This window comes from Pseudomonas sp. S3E17 (genome assembly GCF_024168685.1).
In the GTDB taxonomy this organism is placed as follows: domain Bacteria; phylum Pseudomonadota; class Gammaproteobacteria; order Pseudomonadales; family Pseudomonadaceae; genus Aquipseudomonas; species Aquipseudomonas marginalis.
Genome location: NZ_JALJWE010000001.1, coordinates 2,520,015 through 2,543,699 on the forward strand (window position 1 = coordinate 2,520,015; position 23,685 = coordinate 2,543,699).

General features: G+C 63.6%; 19 protein-coding genes. 4 read left to right on the plus strand and 15 right to left on the minus strand.

Features of this window, described 5'->3' with window-relative positions:
• Positions 1-9: 9 nt before the first annotated feature.
• The 4 genes from gspG to J3D60_RS10965 all read right to left on the minus strand — a co-directional run bounded on the left by gspG (position 10) and on the right by J3D60_RS10965 (position 3,765).
• Complete coding sequence (gene gspG / locus J3D60_RS10950; RefSeq protein ID WP_027607415.1) at positions 10-435, minus strand: type II secretion system major pseudopilin GspG; 426 nt, start codon at positions 433-435, stop codon at positions 10-12.
• A gap of 20 nt (positions 436-455) precedes the next feature.
• Positions 456-1,658: a type II secretion system inner membrane protein GspF gene (gene gspF, locus J3D60_RS10955; protein ID WP_253491419.1), complete on the minus strand. Its 1,203-nt coding sequence runs from the start codon at positions 1,656-1,658 to the stop codon at positions 456-458.
• Positions 1,655-3,385: a type II secretion system ATPase GspE gene (gene gspE / locus J3D60_RS10960; RefSeq protein WP_253491421.1), complete on the minus strand. Its 1,731-nt coding sequence runs from the start codon at positions 3,383-3,385 to the stop codon at positions 1,655-1,657. The genes gspF and gspE overlap by 4 nt, the downstream gene beginning before the upstream one ends.
• A 155-nt stretch (positions 3,386-3,540) precedes the next feature.
• Complete coding sequence (locus tag J3D60_RS10965; protein WP_027607412.1) at positions 3,541-3,765, minus strand: hypothetical protein; 225 nt, start codon at positions 3,763-3,765, stop codon at positions 3,541-3,543.
• Between the two features lie 507 nt (positions 3,766-4,272).
• Between J3D60_RS10965 and J3D60_RS10970 the strand changes: the two genes are divergently transcribed.
• The gene (locus J3D60_RS10970) at positions 4,273-7,023 is read left to right on the plus strand and encodes a glycoside hydrolase family 3 protein (RefSeq protein WP_253491423.1); all 2,751 of its coding nucleotides are present in this window, start codon (positions 4,273-4,275) and stop codon (positions 7,021-7,023) included.
• Positions 7,024-7,071: 48 nt separating this feature from the next.
• Here the strand turns inward: J3D60_RS10970 and J3D60_RS10975 are convergent, their stop codons facing one another.
• Entirely contained in the window at positions 7,072-7,686 is a 615-nt protein-coding gene (locus tag J3D60_RS10975; protein WP_065940319.1) for a TetR/AcrR family transcriptional regulator, read from the minus strand.
• A gap of 29 nt (positions 7,687-7,715) precedes the next feature.
• Positions 7,716-8,738, minus strand: a complete 1,023-nt coding sequence (locus J3D60_RS10980) for a LacI family DNA-binding transcriptional regulator (protein WP_065940320.1) — start codon at positions 8,736-8,738, stop codon at positions 7,716-7,718.
• A 209-nt stretch (positions 8,739-8,947) separates the two neighbouring features.
• Here J3D60_RS10980 and J3D60_RS10985 point away from each other — a divergent pair, with 209 nt between their 5' ends.
• Genes J3D60_RS10985 through J3D60_RS10995 form a run of 3 tightly spaced genes read left to right on the plus strand, consistent with a single transcriptional unit; the run spans position 8,948 to position 13,393 of the window.
• Positions 8,948-11,131, plus strand: a complete 2,184-nt coding sequence (locus tag J3D60_RS10985) for a TonB-dependent receptor (RefSeq protein ID WP_253491424.1) — start codon at positions 8,948-8,950, stop codon at positions 11,129-11,131.
• The gene (locus J3D60_RS10990; RefSeq protein WP_253493988.1) at positions 11,124-12,464 is read left to right on the plus strand and encodes an LLM class flavin-dependent oxidoreductase; all 1,341 of its coding nucleotides are present in this window, start codon (positions 11,124-11,126) and stop codon (positions 12,462-12,464) included. The genes J3D60_RS10985 and J3D60_RS10990 overlap by 8 nt, the downstream gene beginning before the upstream one ends.
• Positions 12,461-13,393, plus strand: coding sequence for a sulfonate ABC transporter substrate-binding protein (locus J3D60_RS10995; protein WP_253491425.1), 933 nt, complete (start codon positions 12,461-12,463; stop codon positions 13,391-13,393). Before J3D60_RS10990 ends, J3D60_RS10995 begins: the two co-directional genes overlap by 4 nt.
• 111 nt (positions 13,394-13,504) lie before the next feature.
• Here the strand turns inward: J3D60_RS10995 and J3D60_RS11000 are convergent, their stop codons facing one another.
• From J3D60_RS11000 to J3D60_RS11040, 9 genes are all read right to left on the minus strand, one after another.
• Complete coding sequence (locus tag J3D60_RS11000; protein WP_065940323.1) at positions 13,505-15,910, minus strand: TonB-dependent receptor; 2,406 nt, start codon at positions 15,908-15,910, stop codon at positions 13,505-13,507.
• A gap of 122 nt (positions 15,911-16,032) precedes the next feature.
• Positions 16,033-17,643: a gamma-glutamyltransferase family protein gene (locus J3D60_RS11005; protein WP_253491426.1), complete on the minus strand. Its 1,611-nt coding sequence runs from the start codon at positions 17,641-17,643 to the stop codon at positions 16,033-16,035.
• A 22-nt stretch (positions 17,644-17,665) separates the two neighbouring features.
• Entirely contained in the window at positions 17,666-18,445 is a 780-nt protein-coding gene (locus tag J3D60_RS11010; RefSeq protein ID WP_053129053.1) for an amino acid ABC transporter ATP-binding protein, read from the minus strand.
• A 2-nt stretch (positions 18,446-18,447) separates the two neighbouring features.
• Positions 18,448-19,224, minus strand: coding sequence for an amino acid ABC transporter permease (locus J3D60_RS11015; RefSeq protein WP_027607402.1), 777 nt, complete (start codon positions 19,222-19,224; stop codon positions 18,448-18,450).
• Between the two features lie 12 nt (positions 19,225-19,236).
• A complete protein-coding gene (locus J3D60_RS11020) occupies positions 19,237-20,043 on the minus strand; it encodes an ABC transporter substrate-binding protein (RefSeq protein ID WP_253491427.1) in 807 nt (268 codons plus the stop codon).
• Positions 20,044-20,107: 64 nt separating this feature from the next.
• The gene (locus tag J3D60_RS11025; protein WP_065940326.1) at positions 20,108-20,776 is read right to left on the minus strand and encodes a GntR family transcriptional regulator; all 669 of its coding nucleotides are present in this window, start codon (positions 20,774-20,776) and stop codon (positions 20,108-20,110) included.
• A 255-nt stretch (positions 20,777-21,031) separates the two neighbouring features.
• Complete coding sequence (locus J3D60_RS11030; RefSeq protein WP_027607399.1) at positions 21,032-21,469, minus strand: hypothetical protein; 438 nt, start codon at positions 21,467-21,469, stop codon at positions 21,032-21,034.
• Positions 21,470-21,526: 57 nt separating this feature from the next.
• Positions 21,527-22,810 carry an ATP-binding protein gene (locus tag J3D60_RS11035; RefSeq protein ID WP_098479038.1) on the minus strand — a complete coding sequence of 428 codons (1,284 nt, stop codon included), beginning with the start codon at positions 22,808-22,810 and terminating at the stop codon, positions 21,527-21,529.
• A complete protein-coding gene (locus J3D60_RS11040; RefSeq protein WP_065940329.1) occupies positions 22,807-23,490 on the minus strand; it encodes a response regulator transcription factor in 684 nt (227 codons plus the stop codon). The genes J3D60_RS11035 and J3D60_RS11040 overlap by 4 nt, the downstream gene beginning before the upstream one ends.
• Positions 23,491-23,685: the final 195 nt, after the last annotated feature.

Below are 23,685 nucleotides of genomic sequence, written 5' to 3' on the forward strand. Positions count from 1 at the left end.
GGTCGTGGGTTATTCCCAGTTGCCCAGGTCGGCGCTGTAGCCTTCGCCGCCGGGCTGGCCGTCCTGACCGTAGAAAATCAGGTCGAACGCACCGTGCTCACCGGGGAAGCGATAGCCGAAGGCATGGCCGAACGGGTCCTTGAGGTCCGACGGCTTGGCATACGGGCCGGCCCAACCGGCGCTGTTGCCCGGCTTGTCGACCAGTTGCTGCAGGCTCTTGGGCGGCGAACCGACGTCCAGGCCGTAGCTTTCGATTTTCATGCTCAGGCTAGCCAGCTGGGCCTTGCCCGCGCCGTATTTGCCCTTGTCCACATTGCCGCCGACCTGGCGCACCACGATGGTCGCGACGATGCCCAGCAGCACGATCACGGCGAGCATTTCCAGCAAGGTAAAACCGCCCTGGCGGCGGGCGGGCTTGAATCGGGTATGGCGCATCAGCGTGTTTCCTTAAGGGTTCATATATTGCTGGTCAGGCTCATCAGCGGCAGCATGATCGCCAGCATGATCACCGCCACCAGCACCGCCATGACCACGGTCAGGGACGGCACCAGCGCGGCGAGCAGGCGGTCGATACCGCGTTTGGCCTCGACGTCGAACACCGCGGCGACCTTGAGCAGCATGCTGTCGAGTTCGCCGGCCTGTTCGCCGACTTCAATCATTTGCAACGCCAGGTCGGGCAGCAGCGGCTCGCTGCCGAAGGCGCTGGCCAGGGTGCCGCCGCCCTTGACCGACTCGGCGGCCTGGGCGACCTGGGCTTGCAGGGCGCGGTTGGTGCAGACCTGGCGGGCAATCACCAGCGCTTGCAGCAGCGCCACACCGTTGCTCAGCAGCGTGCCGAGGGTGCGAGCCAGGCGGGCGGCTTCGACCCGTTGCAGCAACGGGCCGATGATGCGGATGCCCAGCACGCGGCGGTCATAACGTTCGCGGCGCTGGGGATCGCGCAGGCGTGCAGCCAGGGCCCATGCGCCGACAATCAACCCGGCCAGCACTACCAGGCCGTAGGCCCCAAGGAATTGGCCGAGGCCCAGGATCACCTCGGTGATCAGCGGAATCGGCACGCCCAGGTCCTTGAAGATCGGCACGAACTGCGGCACCACATAGGCCAGCAGCAACGCCAGCGAACCGAGCACGCCGACCACCAGAAACGCCGGGTAGATCAGCGCGTTGATCACTTCGCCCCGGAGTAACTGGCTGCGCTCCAGGTAGTCGCTGAGCTGGCGCAGGGTGTCTTCGAGGGCGCCGCCCGCCTCGCCGGCGCGGACCATGCTCAGGTACAGCGGCGAGAACTGGCCGCCCTCCGCCTCCAGCGCCTTGGATAACGGCTGGCCGGCCTTGACCTGTTCGCGGATACGCTCGATCAACGCACGGGTCTGGGGCTGGCCGGGCTGTTTGAGCAGGATGCCCAGGGAGCGTTCCAGCGGCTGGCCAGCCCCCAATAGCGTGGCCAATTGTTGAGTGAAACTGACCAGCGCCGCGCCGTTCAACTGACCCCGGCCAAAGGCCTTGCGCAGGCCCTGGGCGCCCGCCACCTCGATCTGCAACAGCAGCAAACCGCGCTTGTGCAGCGCGGCGACGGCGGCATCCTGGTCCTTGGCTTCGAGGGTGCCATTCTGCGCCTGGCCCTGGCTGTCGAGGGCGCGGTATTTGAACAGGCTCATGCGCCCTCTCCCCGGGTGACGCGCAGCACCTCCTCAAGTGAGGTGACACCGGCCACGGCCTGGCGCAGGCCTTCTTCATGCAAGGTGCGCAGGCCGCCACGGCGGGCGGCCTGTTCGAGGGTGGCGGCGTCGGCCTGGCGCATCAACAGGCTGCGCAGTTCATCGTTCATCACCAGCAGTTCGGTGATCGCACTGCGGCCGTGGTAACCACCGCCCGGCGCATCGACGCGGGGGCGATAAAGCAGGATCGGGCGCTGCTCGGTAAACCGGTCGAGGCCGTGTTCGGCGATCAACTCCGCCGGTGCTTCGAAAGCTTCACGGGTGGCCGGGTCCAGGCGCCGCACCAGGCGCTGGGCGAGGATGCCGTTGACGGTCGAGGCAATCAGGTAGCTTTCGACGCCCATGTCCAGCAAGCGCGTGATACTCGCCGCCGCGCTGTTTGTGTGCAGGGTCGAGAGCACCAGGTGGCCGGTGAGGGACGACTGGATGGCGATGCGGCAGGTTTCCAGGTCGCGGATTTCACCGATCATGATCACGTCCGGGTCCTGGCGCACGATGGAGCGCAGCGCGCCGGCGAAGTCCAGGCCGATGGCCGGTTTCACCTGGATCTGGTTGATGCCCTCAAGCTGGTATTCCACCGGGTCTTCGACGGTGATGATCTTGCGCTCGGCGGTATTGAGTCGCGACAGCGCGGTGTACAGGGTGGTGGTCTTGCCCGAGCCGGTGGGCCCGGTCACCAGCAGGATGCCGTGGGGCCGTTCGAGCACTTCGAGGAAGGTTTCCAGGCGCTGGCCATCGAAGCCCAGGCTCTGGAAATCGAATTGCACGGTCTGGCGGTCGAGCAACCGCATGACCACCGATTCGCCAAAACTGGTGGGCACCGTGGACACGCGCAAGTCCAGCTCCTTGCCCTGGATGCGCAGCATGATGCGCCCGTCCTGGGGCAGGCGCCGCTCGGCGATGTCCAGGCGCGCCATGATCTTCACCCGCGAAATCACCGCTGCCGAAGAGCTGGACGGCGGCGCCTCGGCTTCATGCAGCACGCCATCGATGCGGTAGCGCACCTTGAGCTGGTTTTCGAAGGGTTCGATATGAATGTCCGAGGCGCGATGTTCCACCGCGCGCTGCAGGATCAGGTTGACCAGGCGAATCACCGGCGCTTCGGAGGCCATGTCCTTGAGGTGTTCGATGTCTTCGAGGGCACCGCCCTGCTCGTCGAGGTTTTCGATCAGGGTGCCCATGGCCGAACGGCCCTGGCCGTAGTAGCGCTCGATCAGGGTTTCGACTTCGTTGCGCGGCCCCACCGCCAGCCACACCGGCACGCCACAGGCATAGGCCATGGCCTGGAACGGGTAAACCAGCGACGGGTTGGCCGCCAGCACCCGCAGGCCGCCCTGGCTCCAGCCCACGGGCACCACCTGATAGTGGCGCATGAAACGCTCGGTCAATACCGGCAATGGGTCCAACAGCGGCGGCGCCGCATCGGCCAGCAGCAGCGGTGCGCCGAGCAGGTCGGCCCAGGCCCGGGCCAGCTCCACTTCCGAGACCAGCCCCAGGCGCGTGAGCAGACCCAGTAATTCGGTGTCACCGCCCTCCTGGGACAAGCGTCGGGCGCGCTCCAGGTCAACGGTTTTCAAGCCGGCGTGCTGCATCAGCCACGCGCAGACCTGTTCGGTGTGCGGGATGTGCAGTTGGCAGGCATCGATGGGCGTTGAAGGGCTGGGCATGGGTAAAAATCTGAGGGGCTATGTTCTAAAGGGCGATGGGAAACCCTTGTGGGAGGGGGCTTGCCCCCGATAGCGGTGGACCAGCTGCCGCATGCGCCGGCTGATACACCGCTATCGGGGGCAAGCCCCCTCCCACAGGGGACCGCATTTCCCCGTTAGTTCGAGGTCTTCGGCGCGGCCTGGCTGCTGCTCAGCGGCCGCCCACCCTTGGTGGTTTCAGCCTTCTGTTTTTTGACGGCCTTGGCATCGTGGGCCTGGGTCAACACCGTGGAATCGGCGGCGCCGGATTTCGCATCGGCGTCCGTGGACTCCGCCGCCATCGCCGCGCCACTTAGCGCAACGCCCAATACAACACCGGCACCCAACAGGGAAATCTTCATCAACTTTCTCCAGATCAAAAACAGCAGATAGCCCAAGTGGCGCCTTGAACTCGATCAAGACCCTACACCAAAGCGTTGTGTATGACAGCTTGTGTAAACATGGCACTTTGAAACTACCGAGCTATGCCACTAGTTAGCCACGACTCGATAAATTTTCTTAAACCAATCGACTGGTAGGTTTAGCCTTAGTTCCGAAAGGTAAGAAAATATTTCTTATTTCACGCAAAAATTAGCTTTCGTTTGACTTATAACCGCAAGAATTGCCTTAATTATGCGGTTTTCGCGGTTCAAAATGCCATCCCGTGATATCGCTTAGACACTACCCACAACAATAACTAATACAATTACTACACTTATAAAACTGCGAAATTCGCCAAATAGTTGCAATTAGCCATCGGTTAAAAATTGCGATCACGGGCAACTATTGCCCGAAAAAAAGTGACGAGGTGCAGTGCAACACGCACTTCTCGGCGCGCCATGTTTACTGAACTGTTGTCGGAGAGACCCATGAATAAACGCAAAATGATCGGTGCACAGTCGGCATTCGCCCTGCTGGCACTGGCCGTGTCCCAGGTGCATGCAGCCACCAGCCCGGCCCTGGATGAAGGCCGGGTCAGCCGCGCGGAAAAAGCCGCGGACAAGACCCTGGCAAAGATGACCCTGGAAGAAAAACTCGCCTACATCGGCGGCACCGGTGGTTGGGACGTCAAGCCACTGACCCAGTACGGTATCCCGCAGATCCACGGCGCCGATGGCGGTGTGGGCGTGCGCTACACCAGCGAAGGCAATGCCCAGGGCGTGGTCTACCCGTCGGGGCCGAACCTGGCCGCCAGCTGGAACCCGCGTCGCGCCATCGACCTGGGCCGTGCCCTGGGCTATGACACCGCCAGCGGCGGCTATCAGTTCGTCACCGGCCCTGGTGTGAATCTGTACCGCATGCCGTACAGCGGCCGGGCGTTCGAGTACCTGTCCGGTGAAGACCCGTTCCTCGGCGCCAGCCTGGCGCCGGCCGTGATCAACGGCATTCAGTCCCGTGGCGTGTGGGCCAATGCCAAGCATTTCGCCGCCAATGACCAGGAAAGCAACCGCTTCCACCTCAATGAAATCATCAGCGAACGCGTGCTGCGCGAGATGACCCTGCCGCCGTTCGAGTCCGCCTCGAAGAACAGCAAGGTCGCGATGATGATGTGCGCCTTCCAAAAGGTGAACGGCGAGTTCGCGTGCCAGAACAAGCACCTGATGCGTGACATCCTCAAGACCGAATGGGGCTACCCGGGCTTCGTGCAGAGCGACTACAACGCAGTGGTCGACGGTTTGCCGGCGGCCCAGGCGGGTACCGACCTGGACATGATGGGCTACCAGATGAACAGCACCATCCTCAAGCCGTACCTGGACAGCGGCGAGCTGAGCAGCGCGACCATCGATGACAAGGTGCGCCGTATCCTCAAGCAGATCTACCTGTACAAGTTCGACAGCAAGGCGCCGCTGACCAGCCACAACATGAACAGCGCCACCAGCAACCGCGTGGCCCTGAACGCCGCCCGCGAAGGCATCGTGCTGCTGAAAAACCAGAACAGCCTGCTGCCGCTCGACGCCAAGAAGGTCAAGCGCATCGCCGTGGTCGGCACCCTGGCCAAGTACGCGCCGCCTACCGGTTTCGGCAGCGCCAACGTCATGGCCGCCAACTACATCAGTGAGCTGAGCGGCTTGCAGCAACTGGCACCAGGCGCCAAGGTCGAGTTTATCGACGGGCTGTCCCTGGACCCGGCCACCTCGGCCTGGACCCATGCCGACGGCAATGGCAACAGCGTCAAAGGCCTGAAAACCGAGTTCTTCAGCAACACCAACTGGTCCGGCGACCCGGCCGCCAGCCGCACCGACACCCATGTCGACCTGGACTGGTCCACCGACAGCCTGCCAGTGAACGGCGATACCGCCGCCACTTCGATCCGCTACAGCGGCCAGATCACCCCGACGGTCAGCGGCGAGCAGGTGTTCAAAGTGCGTGCCGACGGCGCCGTGCGCCTCTACGTCAACGGCAAGAAAGTCCTCGACAACGGCGACGGCAAACCGCTGCCGAACAACAGCATTCCGCCGACCATCCCGGTGTTTGCCAAGGTCAACCTGGAAGCCGGCAAACCGGTCGACATCAAGCTGGAATACTCACGCCGCAACGGTTACCTGTCGACCATGGGCGGCCTCGTCGGTGTGCAGATGAGCTGGGCGTCGCTGGTGGCACCGCAGGACCTGGCCAAGTACGACGCGGTACTGGTCGCGGCCGGTAACAGCAATGAGTACGAAGGCGAAGGCTTCGACCACAGCTTCGACCTGCCCGAATACCAGAACCTGCTGATCCAGAGCATCGCCAAGGTCAACCCGAATACCGTGGTCACCCTGCACGGCGGTACCGGCCTGAAGATGAGCGACTGGATCGACCAGGTACCGGCCGCGCTGCATGCGTTCTACCCTGGGCAGAACGGCGGCCAGGCCTTGGCGGAGATCCTGCTGGGCAAGGTCAACCCGTCGGCCAAGCTGCCGATCAGCATCGAGCGCAACATCGAAGACAACCCGATCTACGCGACCTTCCCCAAGTTCGACAACCAGGAAACCCTGGCCGAGATGAGCTACAAGGACGACCTGTTCCTGGGCTATCGCGGCTACGAGAAAAAGGGCATCAAGCCGCTCTACCCGTTCGGCTACGGCTTGTCGTACACCACCTTCGGCTACAGCAACATCAGCGTGACCCCTGGGGTAGCGGTGGCCGGTGCGCCGATCAAGGTGTCGTTCGACCTGGCCAACACCGGCAAGGTCGCGGGCGCCGAAGTGGCCGAGTTGTACGTGGGCCAGAACAACCCGAAAGTCGAACGCGCGATCAAGGAACTCAAGGGCTACAAGAAGGTGTTCCTCAAGCCGGGCGAGAGCAAGCGCGTGACCATCGAGCTCAACGATCGCTCGCTGGCCTACTACGACGTGGCAAGCAAGCAGTGGGTGGTGGATGCCGACAGCTTCAACCTGTCGGTGGGCGCGTCGTCCCAGGATATTCGCCTGAACGCCAAGCTGGTCAACCCGTTCCGCCAGGAACTGTCGACCACCACCAGCAACCCGCTGCCACGCTCGGCGCTCAACTCGACGCTGCGTGAATCGACGGTGAAGACCGGCGGTGTGCTGCATCAAAACGAAGGCGACAGCGGCACCAGCGACGGTGATGGCTATGACATGAGCGATGACACCGTTCAAGGCAGTGCTAGCGGGAATTGATCCCTGTGGGAGGGGGCAACCCCCTCCCACATGTTGACTGTGTTCGACTCAGGTTCTGATGGCTGCCTCGACCCGCGCGATGTAGCTGTCAAACCGCGCCACCAGGTCCACCTGCTCGGGAAACCGCAGCCACTGGATCTGCAGGCCATCCATCATGGCCAGGATTTCTTCCACCAGCCCGGCGATGTCCACATCGCTGCGCACCTCCCCCGCCGCGACCAGGTCGGCAAACTGCCCCTGCATGCGCTGGTGAATCGCCGCATAGCGCGCCTGGAACCAGGCCCAGGCCGGATGGGTGTCCAACAGGCTTTCGGCATTCAAGATGGTAAACGCGCGCACCACGCCCGGTGCCGTGGCATTCGAACGATTGATCGCACGCAGGCTGCCGAGCAAGCCATTGAGGGTTTTCTCCGCACGTACCTCATCGGCAATCCGTTGATTGACCTCATCGCGACGCTGCAACACCCCCATCAACAGCGAGATCTTGCTGGGAAAATGATGCAGCAGCCCGGCCACCGAAATACCCACGATCGCCGCCACCTGGGCCATCGAGGCGCCGCTGTAGCCTTCCAGGGAAAACACCTGCAAGGCCGCGTCCAGCAGCTCTTCGCGGCGTTTTTCACCTTTGGGGGCGCGGCGGGTCTTGGGGGCGGGTTCGGTCATGGGCAGGTCCTAGTGGGCGATAAAAAAGCTCAGGCGCTTTCCCGTTCGATCAAGCGGCAATCCAACAGGTTCAAACGCTGTACGGCATGCGGCAACACGCCGAGGCTCTCCAGCACGCGGGTTGCCGCCAGTACGCCGATCTCCAGGGCCGGCGGTTTGATCGTACTCAGGCTGGGCAACAGCATTTCGGCAAACGGGTAGTCACCGAACCCAAGCACCGCGCACTTTAACCCGGAACGCTGCCCCGCCAGCAAACCACCGGCGGCGAGGTTGTCATTGGCGAAGAAGATCGCGTCAGGCGGGGTGGCGTGGTTCATCAGGGCTTGCATCGCCTGCTTGCCGGCCTCGAAGGGCGCGCTGTCGGCGTCCGGGACGAAGACCCGGGGTTGTACACCCAGTTCGATCAGGGTTGCGGCAAACCCCTCGCCCCGCTCCAGCGCGCTGAAGTCGCCCGTGGCGCTGTTCTGCACGAAGGCCATGCGCCGATAGCCCTTGCCATGCAGGTAGCGCGCGGCCGTGACGCCGACGTCGTAGTGGGAAAAACCGATCTGCACCGGCGCGCGTTCGGGCACGTAGTCCCAGGTTTCCACCACCGGGATATCGGTGTCGGCGATCATTTTTTCGGTGCCCGCACTGTGGAAGCGGCTGGTCAGCACCAGCGCCGCCGGCGACCAGCCGAGGAACGCGCGCACTGCGCTTTCTTCCTGCTCGGCGCTGAAGTAACTGGACGCCAGCAACAGCTGATACCCATGGCGACTGAGGGTGTCGCTGAAGCCCTGGATCGTGTTGGCGAAGATCGGCCCCGAGATGTTCGGGATCACCATCGCCACGATCCGCCCCCGCGCCGATGCCAGCCCGCCGGCCACCAGGTTGGGCACATAACCCAGCTCGGCCACCACCTCGGCGATGCGCTCCCGACGCTCGGGCGAAACCTGCTCCGGCTGGTTGAAATAGCGCGACACGGTGATCGCCGACACCCCGGCCTGGCGGGCCACGGTGTTCAAGGTGACGCGCCCGGCGCCACGGCGTTTACGCGGTTTGTCTTCGCTCACGGGACCATCCTGCTAACAACCAAAAAGAATATAGGAATAATTTTTAAGTCTTTGACGCTCTAAACCCGAGCTACCAATAATGCCGATGTTAGCGCTAACAAAGCGCGCTGTCTGCTACTCGCTCAAGCGAATGCCCAAGGCAGTTTCCACAGGCGCTGACGGTCGTAAGAACCGCAGCGGTTCAGGGCATTTTTTCGAGCGAACACACCATGCACAGGCACACGCACTTATTCCTTCTCGCCGGTTTGACCGCCCTCCCCGTGCCCGGCGCCTTTGCCGCCGACGAGCAGGAACCCACGCTCAAAGCGGTGACGGTCACCGCCACCCGGCGTGAAGAATCCCTGCAAAAAGTCCCGGTGGCGGTCTCGGTGCTGGACGGCGAACAACTGGAGCGCGACAACCGCAACGGCGTGGCCAGCATCGCCCAGCAAGTGCCGTCGCTGAACTTCCGCACCGGCGCCTCGAACAAGGACACCTCGCTGTTCGTGCGCGGCGTGGGCACCATTTCCACCTCCCCTGGGGTGGAGCCGACAGTGGCCACGGTGATCGACGGCGTGGTCTATGCGCGCCCCGGCCAGGCCACCCTCGACCTGCTGGACCTGGAACGCATCGAAGTGCTGCGCGGCCCGCAAGGCACCTTGTTCGGCAAGAACGCCTCGGCCGGCGTGCTCAACATCACCAGCAAGGCGCCCAGCGCCGAGACCCACGGCTATATCGACCAGGCGTACTACAGCGGCAACGAAAGCCGCACCCGTTTCGGCATCGGCGGCAGCCTGGTGCCGGAGGTGCTCAAAGGCTCGATCAGCACGTTGTTCGGCAGCTACGACGGCAACGTCGATAACCAGCACAACGGCCAGGAGCTCAACGGCTACAACCACAAGGGCATCCGCGGCAAGCTGGAATTCACCCCCAACGATGACGTGAAACTGACCCTGATCGCCGACTACATGCAGTCCCACGACGACGCGCCGAATGGCGTGGTCAGCAAGTCCCTGAGCCCGGCCTTCAGCAATGCCTTGAGCCCGGTGCGCGCCTCCGGCGACAACCGCGACATCAACACCGATACGCGCAGCCATGTCGAGGACACCAATAAAGGCTTGTCCGCTCAGTTGGACTGGAACCTCGGCGACTACACCCTGACCTCGATCACCGCCTGGCGCGGCTGGGACAACACCCAATATCAGGACGGCGACCGCCTCGGCACGGTGACTGCCGCCTTCCCCGGCACCGCCGACAAGGGCGAGCTGGCTTTCGACCAATACTCCCAGGAACTGCGCCTGGCCTCGCCCAAGGGTGAGTTCCTGGAATACGTCGGCGGCCTGTTCTACATGCACGGCAAGGACGAGGAAACCTATCAGCGCACGCTCACGACCACCACGCGCACCGACCGTGGCATCGCCGACTACAGCACCACCAGCGACAGCTACGCGGTGTTCGGCGAGACCACGCTGAATTTCACCTCGCGCTTTCGTGGCATCGCCGGCCTGCGCTACACCCACGATGAGCTGAAATACGATCACCGTCGCGTCTCCACCTCGGCCACCACGGTCAGCGGGATCCAACCGGCCACCTCCAGCTCCGGCTCGGTGGACGAAGACGGCTGGTCCGGCCGCCTCGGGGTGCAGTACGACCTCAGCGACAGCGTCACCAGCTACCTCACCTACTCGCGCGGCTACAAGGGCCCGGCCTACAACGTGTTCTTCAATATGCAGCCGCGCGACACCGACGCGCTCAAGCCGGAAACCTCCAACACCTGGGAAGCCGGAATCAAGGCCACCGCCTGGAACAACCGCCTGACCACCAACCTGGCGGTATTCCACAGCGACTACGACAACTACCAGGCGAACTTTTTCGACACCGTCGCCGGCCAGGTCGTGACCCGCCTGATCAACGCCGGCAGCGTCAGCACCGAAGGCGTCGAGCTGGATTACGCCCTGCAGGCCACCCAGCAACTCAAGCTTTCCGGCGCCCTGGCCTACACCCGTGCGCGCATCGATGAGTTCGCCTGCCCGGCGGGTGCAGCGGCTACGTGCAACGTGAATGGCAAGCCACTGCCCTTCAGCCCGGACTGGAAAAGCTACGTGCGCGCCGACTACACGATCCCGCTGGATAACGGCCTGGACATCGAACTGGGCACCGACTACAGCTGGCAGAGCGAAGTGCAGTACGACATCAGTCAGAACGTCGACACCAAGCAAGGCGCCTACGGCATCTGGAACGCCAGCGTTGCCCTGGCCGACTACACCAACGGCTGGCGCGTGGCGTTGCTGGCCAAGAACCTCGCCGACAAGTCCTACTCACCGCTGCTGGCCAGCGGAGGCAACTACATTTACCGCGCCGTACCCCGTGACGATGAGCGTTACTTCGGCGTGCAACTGCGCAAGGATTTCTAGCATGAGCCGTCAACTGAAACTCGGCGCCTTTCTCATGGCCACCGGGCACCATGTCGCCGCCTGGCGCCACCCGGACGTGCCGGCGGATGCCGGGCTGGATTTCGCCCAGTACAAACACCTGGCACGGGTGGCCGAAGCGGCGAAGTTCGATGCGCTGTTCGTGGCCGACAGCATCGCCGCCGCCACCGGCGCGATCGCCAGCCATATGGCGCGCTCGGACCATTTCGAGCCGCTCACCCTGCTCTCGGCGCTGAGTGCGGTGACCGATAACATCGGCCTGATCGCCACGGCGACCACCAGCTACAACGAGCCCTACCATGTGGCACGCAAATTCGCCTCGCTGGATCACCTGTCCGGCGGGCGTGCGGGCTGGAACCTGGTGACCTCGGACAACGCCGCCGAAGCGCAGAATTTTGGCCGCGACGAACACCTCGGCCATGGCGAACGCTATAGCCGCGCCAGGGAGTTTCATCAGGTGGTGACCGGGCTGTGGGACAGCTGGGAAGACGATGCCTTTGTGCGCGACAAGGCCAGCGGCAACTATTACGACCCGACGAAACTGCATGTGCTGGACCACGTGGGCGAACACTTCCGGGTCAAGGGCCCGCTGAATGTGGCGCGCTCGCCCCAGGGCCAGCCGGTGATCGTGCAGGCCGGCTCGTCCGAAGCCGGCCGTGAACTGGCCGCGCAGACCGCCGAGGTGGTGTTTACCGCACAGACCTCGCTGGCCAATGCCCAGGCGTTTTATGCCGACCTCAAGGGCCGCTTGAGCCGGTACGGGCGCGGGTCGGATTCGCTGAAAATCATGCCCGGCGTGTTTGTGGTGGTCGGGGCGACCGAGGCCGAGGCCCAGGCCAAATTCGAGGCGTTCCAGGATCTCGTCGAACCTGAGGTGGGCGTCGCGTTGCTGGGGCGCATGCTGGGCAATTTCGACCTGTCCGGCTACCCGCTGAACGGGCCGTTGCCGGCGCTGCCGCTGACCGACAGCGGACAACGCAGTCGCCAGCAACTGCTGAGCGACTTGGCCAACCGTGAGCAACTGACCCTCGCGCAATTGGGTCGGCGAATTGCCGGGGGCCGCGGGCATTACAGCCTGATCGGCACGCCTGCGCAGATTGCCGATGAGCTGCAGAACTGGTTCGAAAACGGCGCGGCCGATGGCTTCAATATCCTGGTGCCGCACTTGCCGGGTGGGTTGGAAGACGTCGCGCAATGGGTGGTGCCGGAGCTGCAGCGGCGCGGCCTGTTTCGCACTGAATACAGCGGTTCCACCTTGCGCGAAAACCTCGGCCTGGCGCGCCCGGCCCATCGATTTACAGAGGGTAAAGCATGAAGTTTCCAGCACTGATCCTGGCCCTGCTGGCGGTGACGCAAACCGCACTGGCCGCCGACCCCGCCACCCTGCGTATCGGCTACCAAAAGGGTTCCATCGCCCTGGTACTCGCCAAGCAACATGACCTGCTGGAAAAGCGTTTCCCGAAGACGGAGGTGAAGTGGATCGAGTTCCCCGCCGGCCCGCAGATGCTTGAAGCGCTGAACGTGGGGGCACTGGATGTGGGTTCCACCGGCGACATCCCGCCGCTGTTCGCCCAAGCCGCCGGGGCCGACCTGGTCTACATCGGCGCCGAACCGCCCAAGCCCAGCGCCGAGACGATCCTGGTGCGCAATGACAGCCCGCTGCATTCGGTCGCAGACCTCAAGGGCAAGAAAGTGGCGTTCCAGAAGGGCTCCAGCTCCCACAACCTGATCCTGCGCGCGCTGAACAACGCCGGCCTGAGCTACAAGGACATCCAACCGGTGTACCTGCCCCCGGCCGATGCGCGAGCGGCGTTCGAACAAGGCAGCGTCGATGCCTGGGCGATCTGGGAGCCCTACTCGTCACTCGCCTTGAGCCAGAGCCCCAGCCATGTGCTGGCCAATGGTGAAGGCTTGGGGCTGTCGGGGCCGGTGTACAGCGCGCGGCGCGAGTATGCACGGGACAATGGGGCCTTTATCCATGACCTGCTCGACGAACTCACCGCCGCCGAAGCCCTTACCCGCAGCCAGCGCGAAGACAGTTTGAACGTACTGACCGAGTTCATGGGCCTGCCCGCCGACGTGGTTGCACGCTACATGGACAACCGCCCGCCTTCGCCGATTTTGCCGATTGACGAGGGGATCATTCAGGCGCAGCAGGCGACGGCGGATCTGTTTTTCCAGAATCGGTTGTTGCCCAAGGCCATTGAGGTCAAGAAGGCTGCGTGGAAATCTGAAGCCAACTGAGATCCTAATGTGGGAGGGGGCTTGCTCCCGATAGCGGTGTGTCAGTCAAGGATGCTCCAACTGAACCGCCGCAATCGGGGGCAAGCCCCCTCCCACATTTTTAATCCGCGTCTAAAAGTCGACTGTGGCAGACAGCAGATAGGTACGCGGGGTCGACAGGGTCAGCCCCGGCTCGCTGTCATCCGACGCGCCGGCCGAACTCCAGTAGCGCTTGTCGGCGACGTTCTCCACATTCGCCCGCAGGGTGATGTGCTTGTCATCGACCTTGAAGGCGTAGCGGGCGCCGACGTCGATGCGGTTCCAGGCGTCGATTTCCTTGACGTTGGACTGATCCAGGTATTGGGAGCTGGAGTGGATGCCACGGCTGGTCAGGGTCAGACCTTGGAGGGTCGGAACATCCCACTCGGCACCGAGGTTGACGTTGTACTTGGGGGTGGCCGGCGCGCGGTTGCCGTCCCAGGCGCCATTGGTGGTGTCCTTCAATTTGCTGTCGATGTACATCACACCGCCGAGCAGGCGCACGCCCTTGAGGGGTTCGCCGAACACGCTCAGCTCCGCACCGGTGTTCTGGCGTTTGCCATTGGGACCGAACAGCCGCGACGTGGCGTTGGTCTCGTAGGCCGGTTGCTTGATGCGGAACACCGCGGCGGTCACGGCGAAGGCGCCGGCGTCGTACTTGGCGCCCACTTCCACCTGGCGGCTGATAAACGGCGGGAAGATCTGGTCTTCGTTGCGCGACGTGGACGGGGCGATCTTGCCCTGGCTCAACCCTTCCATGTAGTTGGCGTACAGCGACAGCTTGTCGGTGGCTTTGAACAGCAGGCCGCCCGAAGGCGAGATCTTTTCTTCGTCGTAGTTGGTGTCGCCTTTGATGCCGTCGCTCCAGTCGTCCACGATCACGCGCTGCCAGCGCGCACCGAGGGTGAGCAACAGGCGGTCATCGAAGAAACCCAGGGTGTCGGACAAGGCCACGCCACTGAACTTGTTCTCGGTATAAACCTTCGCATCCTGGCGCGTGGCCACCGACGGCGTCGGGGTTTGCACGGGGTTGTAGAGATTGCTCGATGCGTTGGCATAACGCGCACCGCCGTTGGTGAAGTCCATATAGAAGTAGCTGGCGGCCAGGTTGACCTCATGGCTCACCGGCCCGGTGTGGAACCAGTTACGCACGCCGGCCGTGGCGGTACGGACGTTTTCATCGCGGGTGAAGTCCCGAGGCTGCACGGTGAAATCACCGGCCGCATTGGTCACCGAAACAGCATGGCGCAGGAACTCGTGGTTGCTTTTGCGCGCGCCCACACCGCCATAGAGCATCACCGAATCGCTGAGGTCATATTCGGCATTCAGCGTACCGAAGGTGTCCTTGGTGCGGGCCTTGCTCCAGGACTGCGCATAGTTGCGGCGCACATCGTTGGCGCTGGGCACCGGCGCGGCAGCCGCGACTTGCACACGCTCCTGCGGCGCATCGGTATCGCGCTCGGTGCGGCCGATATCGGTGGAAAGGCGCAGGCGCTCGCCACGAAAATCCAGGCCCAGCACGGCCATCTCACGGTCGACGCTCTGATGGTCCCATTCGGTATCGCCGGACTGCTTCACGCCGTTGAAGCGCAGGCCGAATTTGTTGTCTTCACCGAAACGCCGGCCCACGTCCACCGCACCGCCGGCCTGGCTGTCGGAGGCCCAGGTGCCGGTGAACGAGGTGATGTCCTTGTCGGTGGCGCGCTTGGGCACCACGTTGATCCCGCCGCCCACGCTGCCGCGCGGCGAGATGCCGTTGATCAACTGGGTGGGGCCTTTGAAGATGTCGACGCGGTCGGCCATCTCCATGTCGATGGTGTAGGTCGGCAGCACGCCGTAAAGGCCGTTGTACGACACATCACTGTTGAACAGGCTGAAGCCGCGAATGGTGAACTGCTCATACCGCCCGCCGGCCGGGTTGGTGGCGCGTACCGACGGGTCGCTGGCGATCAGGTCGCCGAGGGTGCGCGCCTGCTGGTTTTTCACCGCGTCCTGGGTGTAGGTGGTCATGCTGAACGGCGTTTCCATGAAGTCCCGGGTGCCCAGCAGGCCTTGCGAGCCACGCCGCGCCACCTGGCCACCGGCGTAGGTGTCGCCGTCGTACAGGCCGGTGGTACCGAGAATCGACGTGGGCGCCAGCTCCAGGCTGCCGCCCTCCGGCACCGGCACCAGCATGTAGGCCTGCTCCCCCATGGGCTGCAATTGCAGGCCGGAGCCTTGCAGCAAGCGGGCAAAGCCCTCTTCCACGCCATATTCGCCGGATAAACCGCTGCTGCTGCGCCCGCTGACCAGCGCCGGGTCCACCGACAGGTTGACCCCCGACAGCCCGGCAAAACGGGTCAACGCCGCACTCAGGCTGCCGGCCGGCACCTGGTAGCTGCGGCGCGCGGCGCTGTCTTCAGCGTAGCTGACGGGGACGAACAAGGGACTGGCGCTGAGGCTCAGCATCAGGCTCAGTTTGAGCAACGGGCGCAAGCGCAAGGGTTGGACTGCGGGCATTGGAAGAAGCTCTCGATTTTGTTCACTTGCCTGGAATGACAGGCGAGGTGAAAAAAGGGGACAGGCTTCGACCAACTTTTTTCAAAATGGCAGGGCAATGGCGGCGCCATGCCCTGCTTTGGCTACCATACCGCGATATGGGAATCCGCACGCGGTTCGGTGCCGCCGCACAGCACGCCGCTGACCGGGTCGCGCAGGATGATCTGCCCACGGCCGTAGTCGGTGAGGTCGCTGGCGATCTGCACCTGGTGACCACGCCGGGCCAGGGCATTGGCCAGGTCGCGGGAGGCGCCCTGCTCGATGCCGACCTTCATGTCGCCCAGCCATTGCCAGCGCGGCGCATCCAGTGCGGCCTGGGGGTTGAGGCCGAAGTCCACCAGGTTCATCACCATCTGCACATGGCCCTGGGGCTGCATATAGCCGCCCATCACGCCGAACGGGCCAAGGGCCTGGCCGTCCTTGGTGAGGAAACCGGGGATGATGGTGTGGAAGGTCTTCTTGCCTGCTGCCAGGCAGTTGGCATGGGCCGGGTCGAGGCTGAATTCCTGCCCACGGTTCTGCAACGCAATGCCGCTGTCGGGCAACACCACGCCGGAGCCGAAGCCGTGGTAGTTGCTCTGGATGAACGAGACCATATTGCCTTCGGCGTCCGCCGTGGCCAGGTACACCGTGCCGCTGGCGTGCGGGTCACCGGGCTTGGGCGCCTGTGCCTGCTCGCCGATCTGGCTGCGACGGCGCGCGCTGTAGTCGTCGCTGAGCAGGTCGGCCACTGCCACGCGCATGTGCAGCGGGTCGGTGATGTAGTGCAGGCCGTCGCTGTAGGCGAGCTTCATGGCCTCGAGCTGGCGGTGCCAGGTCTGTTGGCTGTCGCGGTGATCGAAGGTGAAGCCTTCGAGGATGTTCAGCGCCATCAGCGCCACCAGGCCCTGGCCGCTCGGCGGAATTTCCCAGACGTCGACACCGCGATAATTGATGTGGATCGGGTCCACCCACTGTGCGCGGTAGTCCTTGAGATCACTGGCGCGCAGGTATCCCCCGGTGGCCCGTGAGTGGGCGTCCAGGCGTGCGGCCAGAGCACCGCGATACAGGCTTTCGCAACGGCTGGCGGCCAGTTCTTCCAGGGTGCGCGCCTGGGCCGGGTTGCGGAAAATCTCGCCCGCTTGGGGTGCGCGCCCATCGATGAGGAACGTGTCGAACCAGGCTTGCAGCACTTCATCGCGGTGCGGGCTGAATTCGTTCAAGGAGATCTGCCATTGATGGGCAACCACCGGTGACAGCGGGAAACCCTCGCGGGCCAGGCGGATGGCCGGTTGCAGCAACTCGGCAAACGCCAGCTTGCCGAAGCGTTGCGACAGCTCCGCCCAGGCCGATGGGCAGCCGGGCACGGTCACCGGGGTCCAGCCGTACAGCGGCATCCGGTCGTGCCCGGCAGCCTTGACCGCCTCGACACTCAAGGCGCCCGGGGCGTGGCCGTTGCCGTTCAGGCCATGCAACTGGCCCTTGCACCACACCAGGGCAAACGCATCGCCGCCCAGGCCGCAGCCGGTGGGCTCCACCACCGTGAGCGCGGCCGCCGTGGCGATGGCCGCGTCGATGGCGTTGCCGCCCTTTTGCATGATCTCGATACCGGCCTGGGCAGCCAGGGGTTGGGACGCAGCGACCATGCCACGGCGGGCAAATACGCTCTGGCGCTGCGACGGATAGGGGTACTCGTGGGCAGAAAATTTCAACATGGCAAAGGCTCTTCAAAAAAAGTCATAACACACGGCTGAGAAACGCCCGGGTACGGGGATGACTGGGGTGGCTGAAGATCTGTTCCGGCGGCCCTTGTTCGATGAGTTCGCCCTGGTCGAGTACCACCACGCGGTCCGCCACTTCCCGGGCAAAGCCCATTTCATGGGTGACCACCACCATGGTCATGCCCTCCTCGGCCAGCTCTTTCATCACCTGCAGCACTTCGCCGACGGTTTCCGGGTCGAGGGCGCTGGTGGGTTCGTCGAACAGCATGGCCTGGGGTTTCATCGCCAGGGCGCGGGCGATGGCGACCCGTTGCTGCTGGCCGCCGGAGAGCATCGACGGGTAGTGGCTGGCCTTGTCCGCCAGGCCGACCCGCGCCAACAGGCCACGGGCCTGTTCCAGCGCTTCGGCACGTGGTGTGCCGAGGACCTGGATCGGCGCTTCGATGATGTTTTCCAGCGCCGTCATATGGGGGAACAGGTTGAAGCGCTGGAACACCATGCCGATGTCGCGGCGCTGGCGGGCGATGTTGCGCTCCGAATCGCGCACCAGGCTGCCGTCGCTGCGCTCGCGATAGCCCATGGCGCGGCCGTTGACGCGGATGCGCCCGCCCTGGATGTCTTCCAGCAGGTTGATGCAGCGGATAAACGTGGTCTTGCCGGAGCCGGAGGCGCCGATCAGCACCACCACTTCGCCGCGCCGTACTTGCAGCGAGATACCCTTGAGTATCTGCAACTCGCCGAACGACTTCTGAATATCCAGTGCCTCAATGATCAGCTCTTCACTTTGGTGCGCCATGGTTATCGTCCCCTCAGCAGTTTCAGGGTGCTGCGCCCGAACATGCGGCTGGCTGCCGGTGGTGGCGCGGAAGGCCGGTCGGACTGGCTGAAGCGGGCTTCGAGCCAGCGCTGGAAAAAGCCCCAGAGGGTGGTCAGCGTCAGGAAGTACAAGGCAACCACCAGGTACAGCTCGAACACCCGGAAGGTGGCCGAGGTGATCATCTGGGTGCTGAGCAGCAGTTCCTGCACACCAATCACACTGACCAGGGTGGTGTTCTTGAGCATCACGTTGAACTCATTACCCAGCGGCGGCACGATCACCCGGAACGCCTGGGGCAGCACGATGCGCCGCATCAACTTGGCGAAGCCCATGCCCAGGGAGCGCCCGGCTTCATATTGGCCCTTGTCCACCGCGCCGATGCCGGCACGGATGATCTCGGCCATATAGGCACCTTCGTTGAGGCCCAGGGCAATGATCGCCGCCTGGATATTGCCGGGGACGATCAGGCCGAACAGCTCGATATCTTCGAAGCGGAAAATCCCGCCCGCCGCCAGTGCCGTGTACAGAAACACGATCTGCACCAGCAGCGGCGTGCCGCGCATCAGCCACACGTAAAAACGCACCGGCAGATGCAACAGCGGGTTCTTTGACAAGCGCAACAACGCCGCCGCCAGCCCCAGCGCGCAGCCCAGCAGCATCGCCAGTACGCTGATCAGGCAGGTCAGCCACAGCCCCGTGAGGTAAACCCCGCTGGGCTGCAGCAGGTACTGCCAGAACACATCCCAATTGAAATTCATCGCAGGTACGCCTCAGTCGAGTGTGTCGCTGCTGACATGCCATTTGTTCAGCAACTGCACATAGCTGCCATCGCTGCGCATGTCGCTGATGATCTGCTGCACGGCGGCAGTGAGTTGCGGGTCGTCCTTGCGCATGCCCAGGCCGGTGAGGATGCGGCTGAACGCCGGCACGCCTTCCTGGAACAGGTCCGGGGCCATCGCCGCGTAGTAGCCGGCGGTTTCCACGGTGGTGCCGTAGGCGTCGACCTGGCTGATGCGCAGGGCCTGGAAGGCATCGGTGTCGGTGTTGTAGACCACCAGTTTCATCGGGGGCTTGCCGGCCTTGGCCAGGCTTTCATTGTGGGCATCGAGCAGGGTCTTGATGGTGGAGCCGTTGAGCACCGCGACCTTATGCCCGGACAGGTCATCCAGCGCCTTGATGCCCTTGGGGTTGCCCTTGGGCACCACCACCGACTGGCTGGAATACATGTAGTTGACGATGTCGATCACCTGGCGCCGCTCGGGTTTGTCGAACAGCTGGTCGACGATCATGTCGCACTGCTGGGCGAGCAACGCCGGCACCAGCCCAGAGAACGGAATCACCCGCCATTGCACTTGCTTGTCGCCCAGGCGCCTGGCGATTTCCAGGCCCAGGTCGACGGTGAGCCCGCGGGGTTTCTGGGCTTCGTCGAAGGACACCAGGGGCGGGGAATCCATCCCCGAGCAATAGACAAGTTTGTCGACTTTTTGCAGACGATCCGGCACTTGAGACGCAGCAAAGGCCCCTTGTGCACAGAGACCGAAGGAGACAGCCACCAGCAAGGCGCGGCATTTATGCATGACCAGACACTCCAGTTCGTTGAATAACGGGGCAGGACTAAAGTCAAAACACAGCGGGTGTTTCTTATTGTTCGGTTTGCAGGAACTGGATCAGCGCCGGCACGGTGCCTTCGATGTGCTCGCGCACCACGGCTTCGGCGCGGGCGGCATCGCCGGCGCGGATCGCATCGAGGATCACCGCGTGTTCCTGGCGGGCGCTGAGGGGTTTTTCACCGTGCTGCAGCCACAAGCGCATAGGCGCCTCGACCAGCGAGTACAGCGCTGAAATCTGCTTCATCAGGCGCGGGCGACCGCTGAGGCTGCACAGGTATTCATGGAACGCGCGATGGCGGCTGACCCAGGCGGCGCTCTCATCGCGGTAGTCGTCCATCGCGTCGAGCATGCGCTCCAGGGCCGCGAGTTGACGCTCACCGATACGGCCGACGGCAACGCGCACCGCCAGACCTTCAAGGGCGCTGCGCATCTCAAACACTTCGTGCAGCTCATCGATATCCAGACCGCTGACGACTGCGCCACGGTTGGGCCGCAGGGTCACCAGGCCCTGGGCGTCCAGGCGGCGAAAAGCTTCACGCACCGGCATGCGGCTCATGCCGATCTCGCTGGCGATGTCTTCGGCGATCAGGCGGTCGCCCTTGCGGTAGCGGCCGCCGCAAATGGCGTCGAGCAGGAAGTTGTAGGCCTCCTCCTCTGCGGTGAGGGGCTGGCGGTCAACGTAAGCGGGAGCGAATTGCATCGGCAGCACCTTTTGATTTTTTGTATCCAATTATCCACGAATGCAAAAAAGCAGGATGCGTGCCAACGGCTTAGGACAGGAGCCAAGTGATTGATTCAGATCGGATAGAAGGGAAAAAGCTGGGGCTGGCGTTGAAAAGTCGCGTGGGAACTTGCTACCCGATGGCGCAGAAGATGCCCCATTGGTGGGCGGAAGTAACAAGCAGGACGTGGGCGAGATGCTTTTGCTTGAGGCGAATCCAGCCCACCGTTGGCGTTATGGCTCGGCCGAATAGATGACGGTTTGCGCGCTGTTTTCGCCGACCGCCTGGCGGGTGAAATAGGTGTCGCCTTCGTCGGTGAGGATCTCGTAGTCGGCCTTGCGGGCCGGACTGGCGTGCTTGATGATTTTCAGCACACGCTGGAATTTCACGCTTAACGTGCCGTTGTGGCTGGGCCCGGTGAGCACATTGACGCTCTGAAACCAGCCGGCGTGCCGCTGGTTGCTCACCAACGCGTGGCTCATCGCCTCGAAACGTTCCAACCGCGTGAAGCCCCACAGGGTCTGTTCTTCCACCGTGGCGCCCGGCGTAGCGGCGCCGGTGAACACAAACAGATTGATCGCCGGGCTGTCTTCGCAAAAGAAGTCGTAAGGGACCAGGCCGTCGACCATTTTCCTGCCGGGCACGAAGCCCTTTTTATGCACCTGAAACATCGCCACCTCCACTCAATCAATGGCGACAAGTCTAATGAGGCACGACGTACAGGGCGGTCAAGCCAGTGTAATGTCGTGTAAAGATCGCGCGCTGTGCAGGGTGATCTCCACTGTCAGCCCGCCGCCCGGCTCGTTGCGCGCGAGGATGTGGCCGCCGTGCATCTGGACGGCCCTCGCAGCAATGGCCAGTCCCAGGCCAAACCCCACGCTGGCATCGCCCACACCACGTTCGAACGGCTGGAAAATGCTGTGCAGCCGGTCATTGTCGACGCCCGGCCCCTGGTCGGTGATCTGCACCGTGAGGCGGTTCGCATCGTGGTTGACCTGCGCCGACACGCACACGGTGGTGTCCGGCCGGGTGTAGCGCACGGCATTGCGGATCACGTTCTCGAAACAGCGATACAACAACTCACCGCTGACGCAGGCGATAAACGGCGGGCACGCCTGCAGGTGCACGCGACAGCCTTTGATGCCCGCTTCGAACTGCGCATCTTCAACGATCATCGCCAGCAATTCGACAATATCCACGGGCTCGCGCTCGATACTTTCCGGACGGCCTTGCAGGCGCGCCAGGGTCAGCAACGCTTCGATCAGGGTGTCCATGCGCTCGGATTCACGCTCGATGCGTTCGAGCATTTCCAGGCGAGCGGCGTCCTGGCGCAACAGGCCGATGGCCGCCTGCATACGCGTCAGCGGGGAACGCAGTTCATGGGAAATGTCGTGCAGCAGCTGTTGCTGGGCCTCCACCAGCCCCTTCAACTGGTTGGCCATGCGGTCGCAGTCTTCCGCCAGGTCGACGATCTCGTCGCGACGCTTGCCCATCGCCGGCTTGACCCGGGTTTCGAAGCGTCCGTGGGCCGCATCGCTCATGGCGCGTTTCAGGTAAGCCAGGGGCCAGGCCAGGTAATAGGCCATGTAGCCGCTGAACAGCGCACTCATCAACGTGCCGATGATCAGCGGGATCTGGTGCCAGGGCCGGCCGGGCGGGTTACCGGGCGCGTGGGTGGACCTGATCGACAGCGCCAGGCCTTCCTTGCTGACGACCGCTCGCTCATAGGCCGGCTGCGTCACCGGCCCACCTATCAGCAATTGCCCGGCACTGTTGTAGACGCCGATGGCCTCATCCGCCGGGCGCTCCCACACCGCCAGGAGCTGGCCGCCCGCCTCGACACCGAACGTTTGCAGCAGCTTGTCTTCGGCCGCCAGCATGGCTTCCACATGCGGGTCATTCGGCTGGAAACGGCCCAGTTCAAGCACGCCGACGCCCACCAGGAAGGTCAAGGTGGTCGCCAGCCAGAAGGCCAGGAACAGTTTCCAGAACAGCAGGCTGGGCCGGGTCATTCGGCAATCAACAAATAGCCGAGGCCACGTACGCTCTGGATCCAGGCCTTGGCGTCCGGGCGCGGCCCGAGTTTTTGCCGGATGCTGCTGATATGCACGTCGATGCGCCGGTCGTAGCGGGTCAGCGGGCAACCGAGGGCATTGAGTGACAGATCCTTTTTACTCACTACCTGGCCGGCACTGCGGGCCAGCTCTTCCAGCAGGCTGAACTCGGTGCTGGTCACGCCCAGCTCGAGGCCGTTCCACAGGGCCTGGCGCTTGCCGGGCCACAACACCAGCGCGCCGGTCGTGATCACTTCGGTGGTCGGCTGGCCCACCGGCTGCACCCTGCGCATGATGGCGCGCAGGCGCGCGACCAGTTCGCCGGGGGAGCTGGGCTTGGGCACGTAATCATCGGCGCCGAGTTCCAGGCCGGTGATGCGGTCGATGTTGTCGCCACGGGCGGTGAGCAGCACTACCGGTACCTGGCTGACGACGCGGATGCGCCGGAGCACCTCGATGCCCGAGCGCTGGGGCAGCATCACGTCCAGCACCACAATGCTGTAGCGCCCCGACAGCGCCTCCACCTCGCCCTCCTCCCCCGTGTGCACGGCCGTGGCCTCAAAGCCTTCGCGCGCGAGGTATTGGCTCAGCATGTCAGTCAGTTCCTGGTCGTCGTCGACCAACAGTACGCGGATCATCTCGGGCTCGTCGGTGGGGGTTGCGCATTATCGGCCCGGCATCGGCATCCCAGGCCAAACTTTACCTAACTTGACATTCGGTTAACCGCACCAAACGCCCCTCGCTCGTATGCTGGATGTTCACCAGTCCGGCCGCGCGGCGAGTTGTCCATGCGTGCCGGCGCTGCTTGTCGATGTGTTCTGGAAAAGATCTTG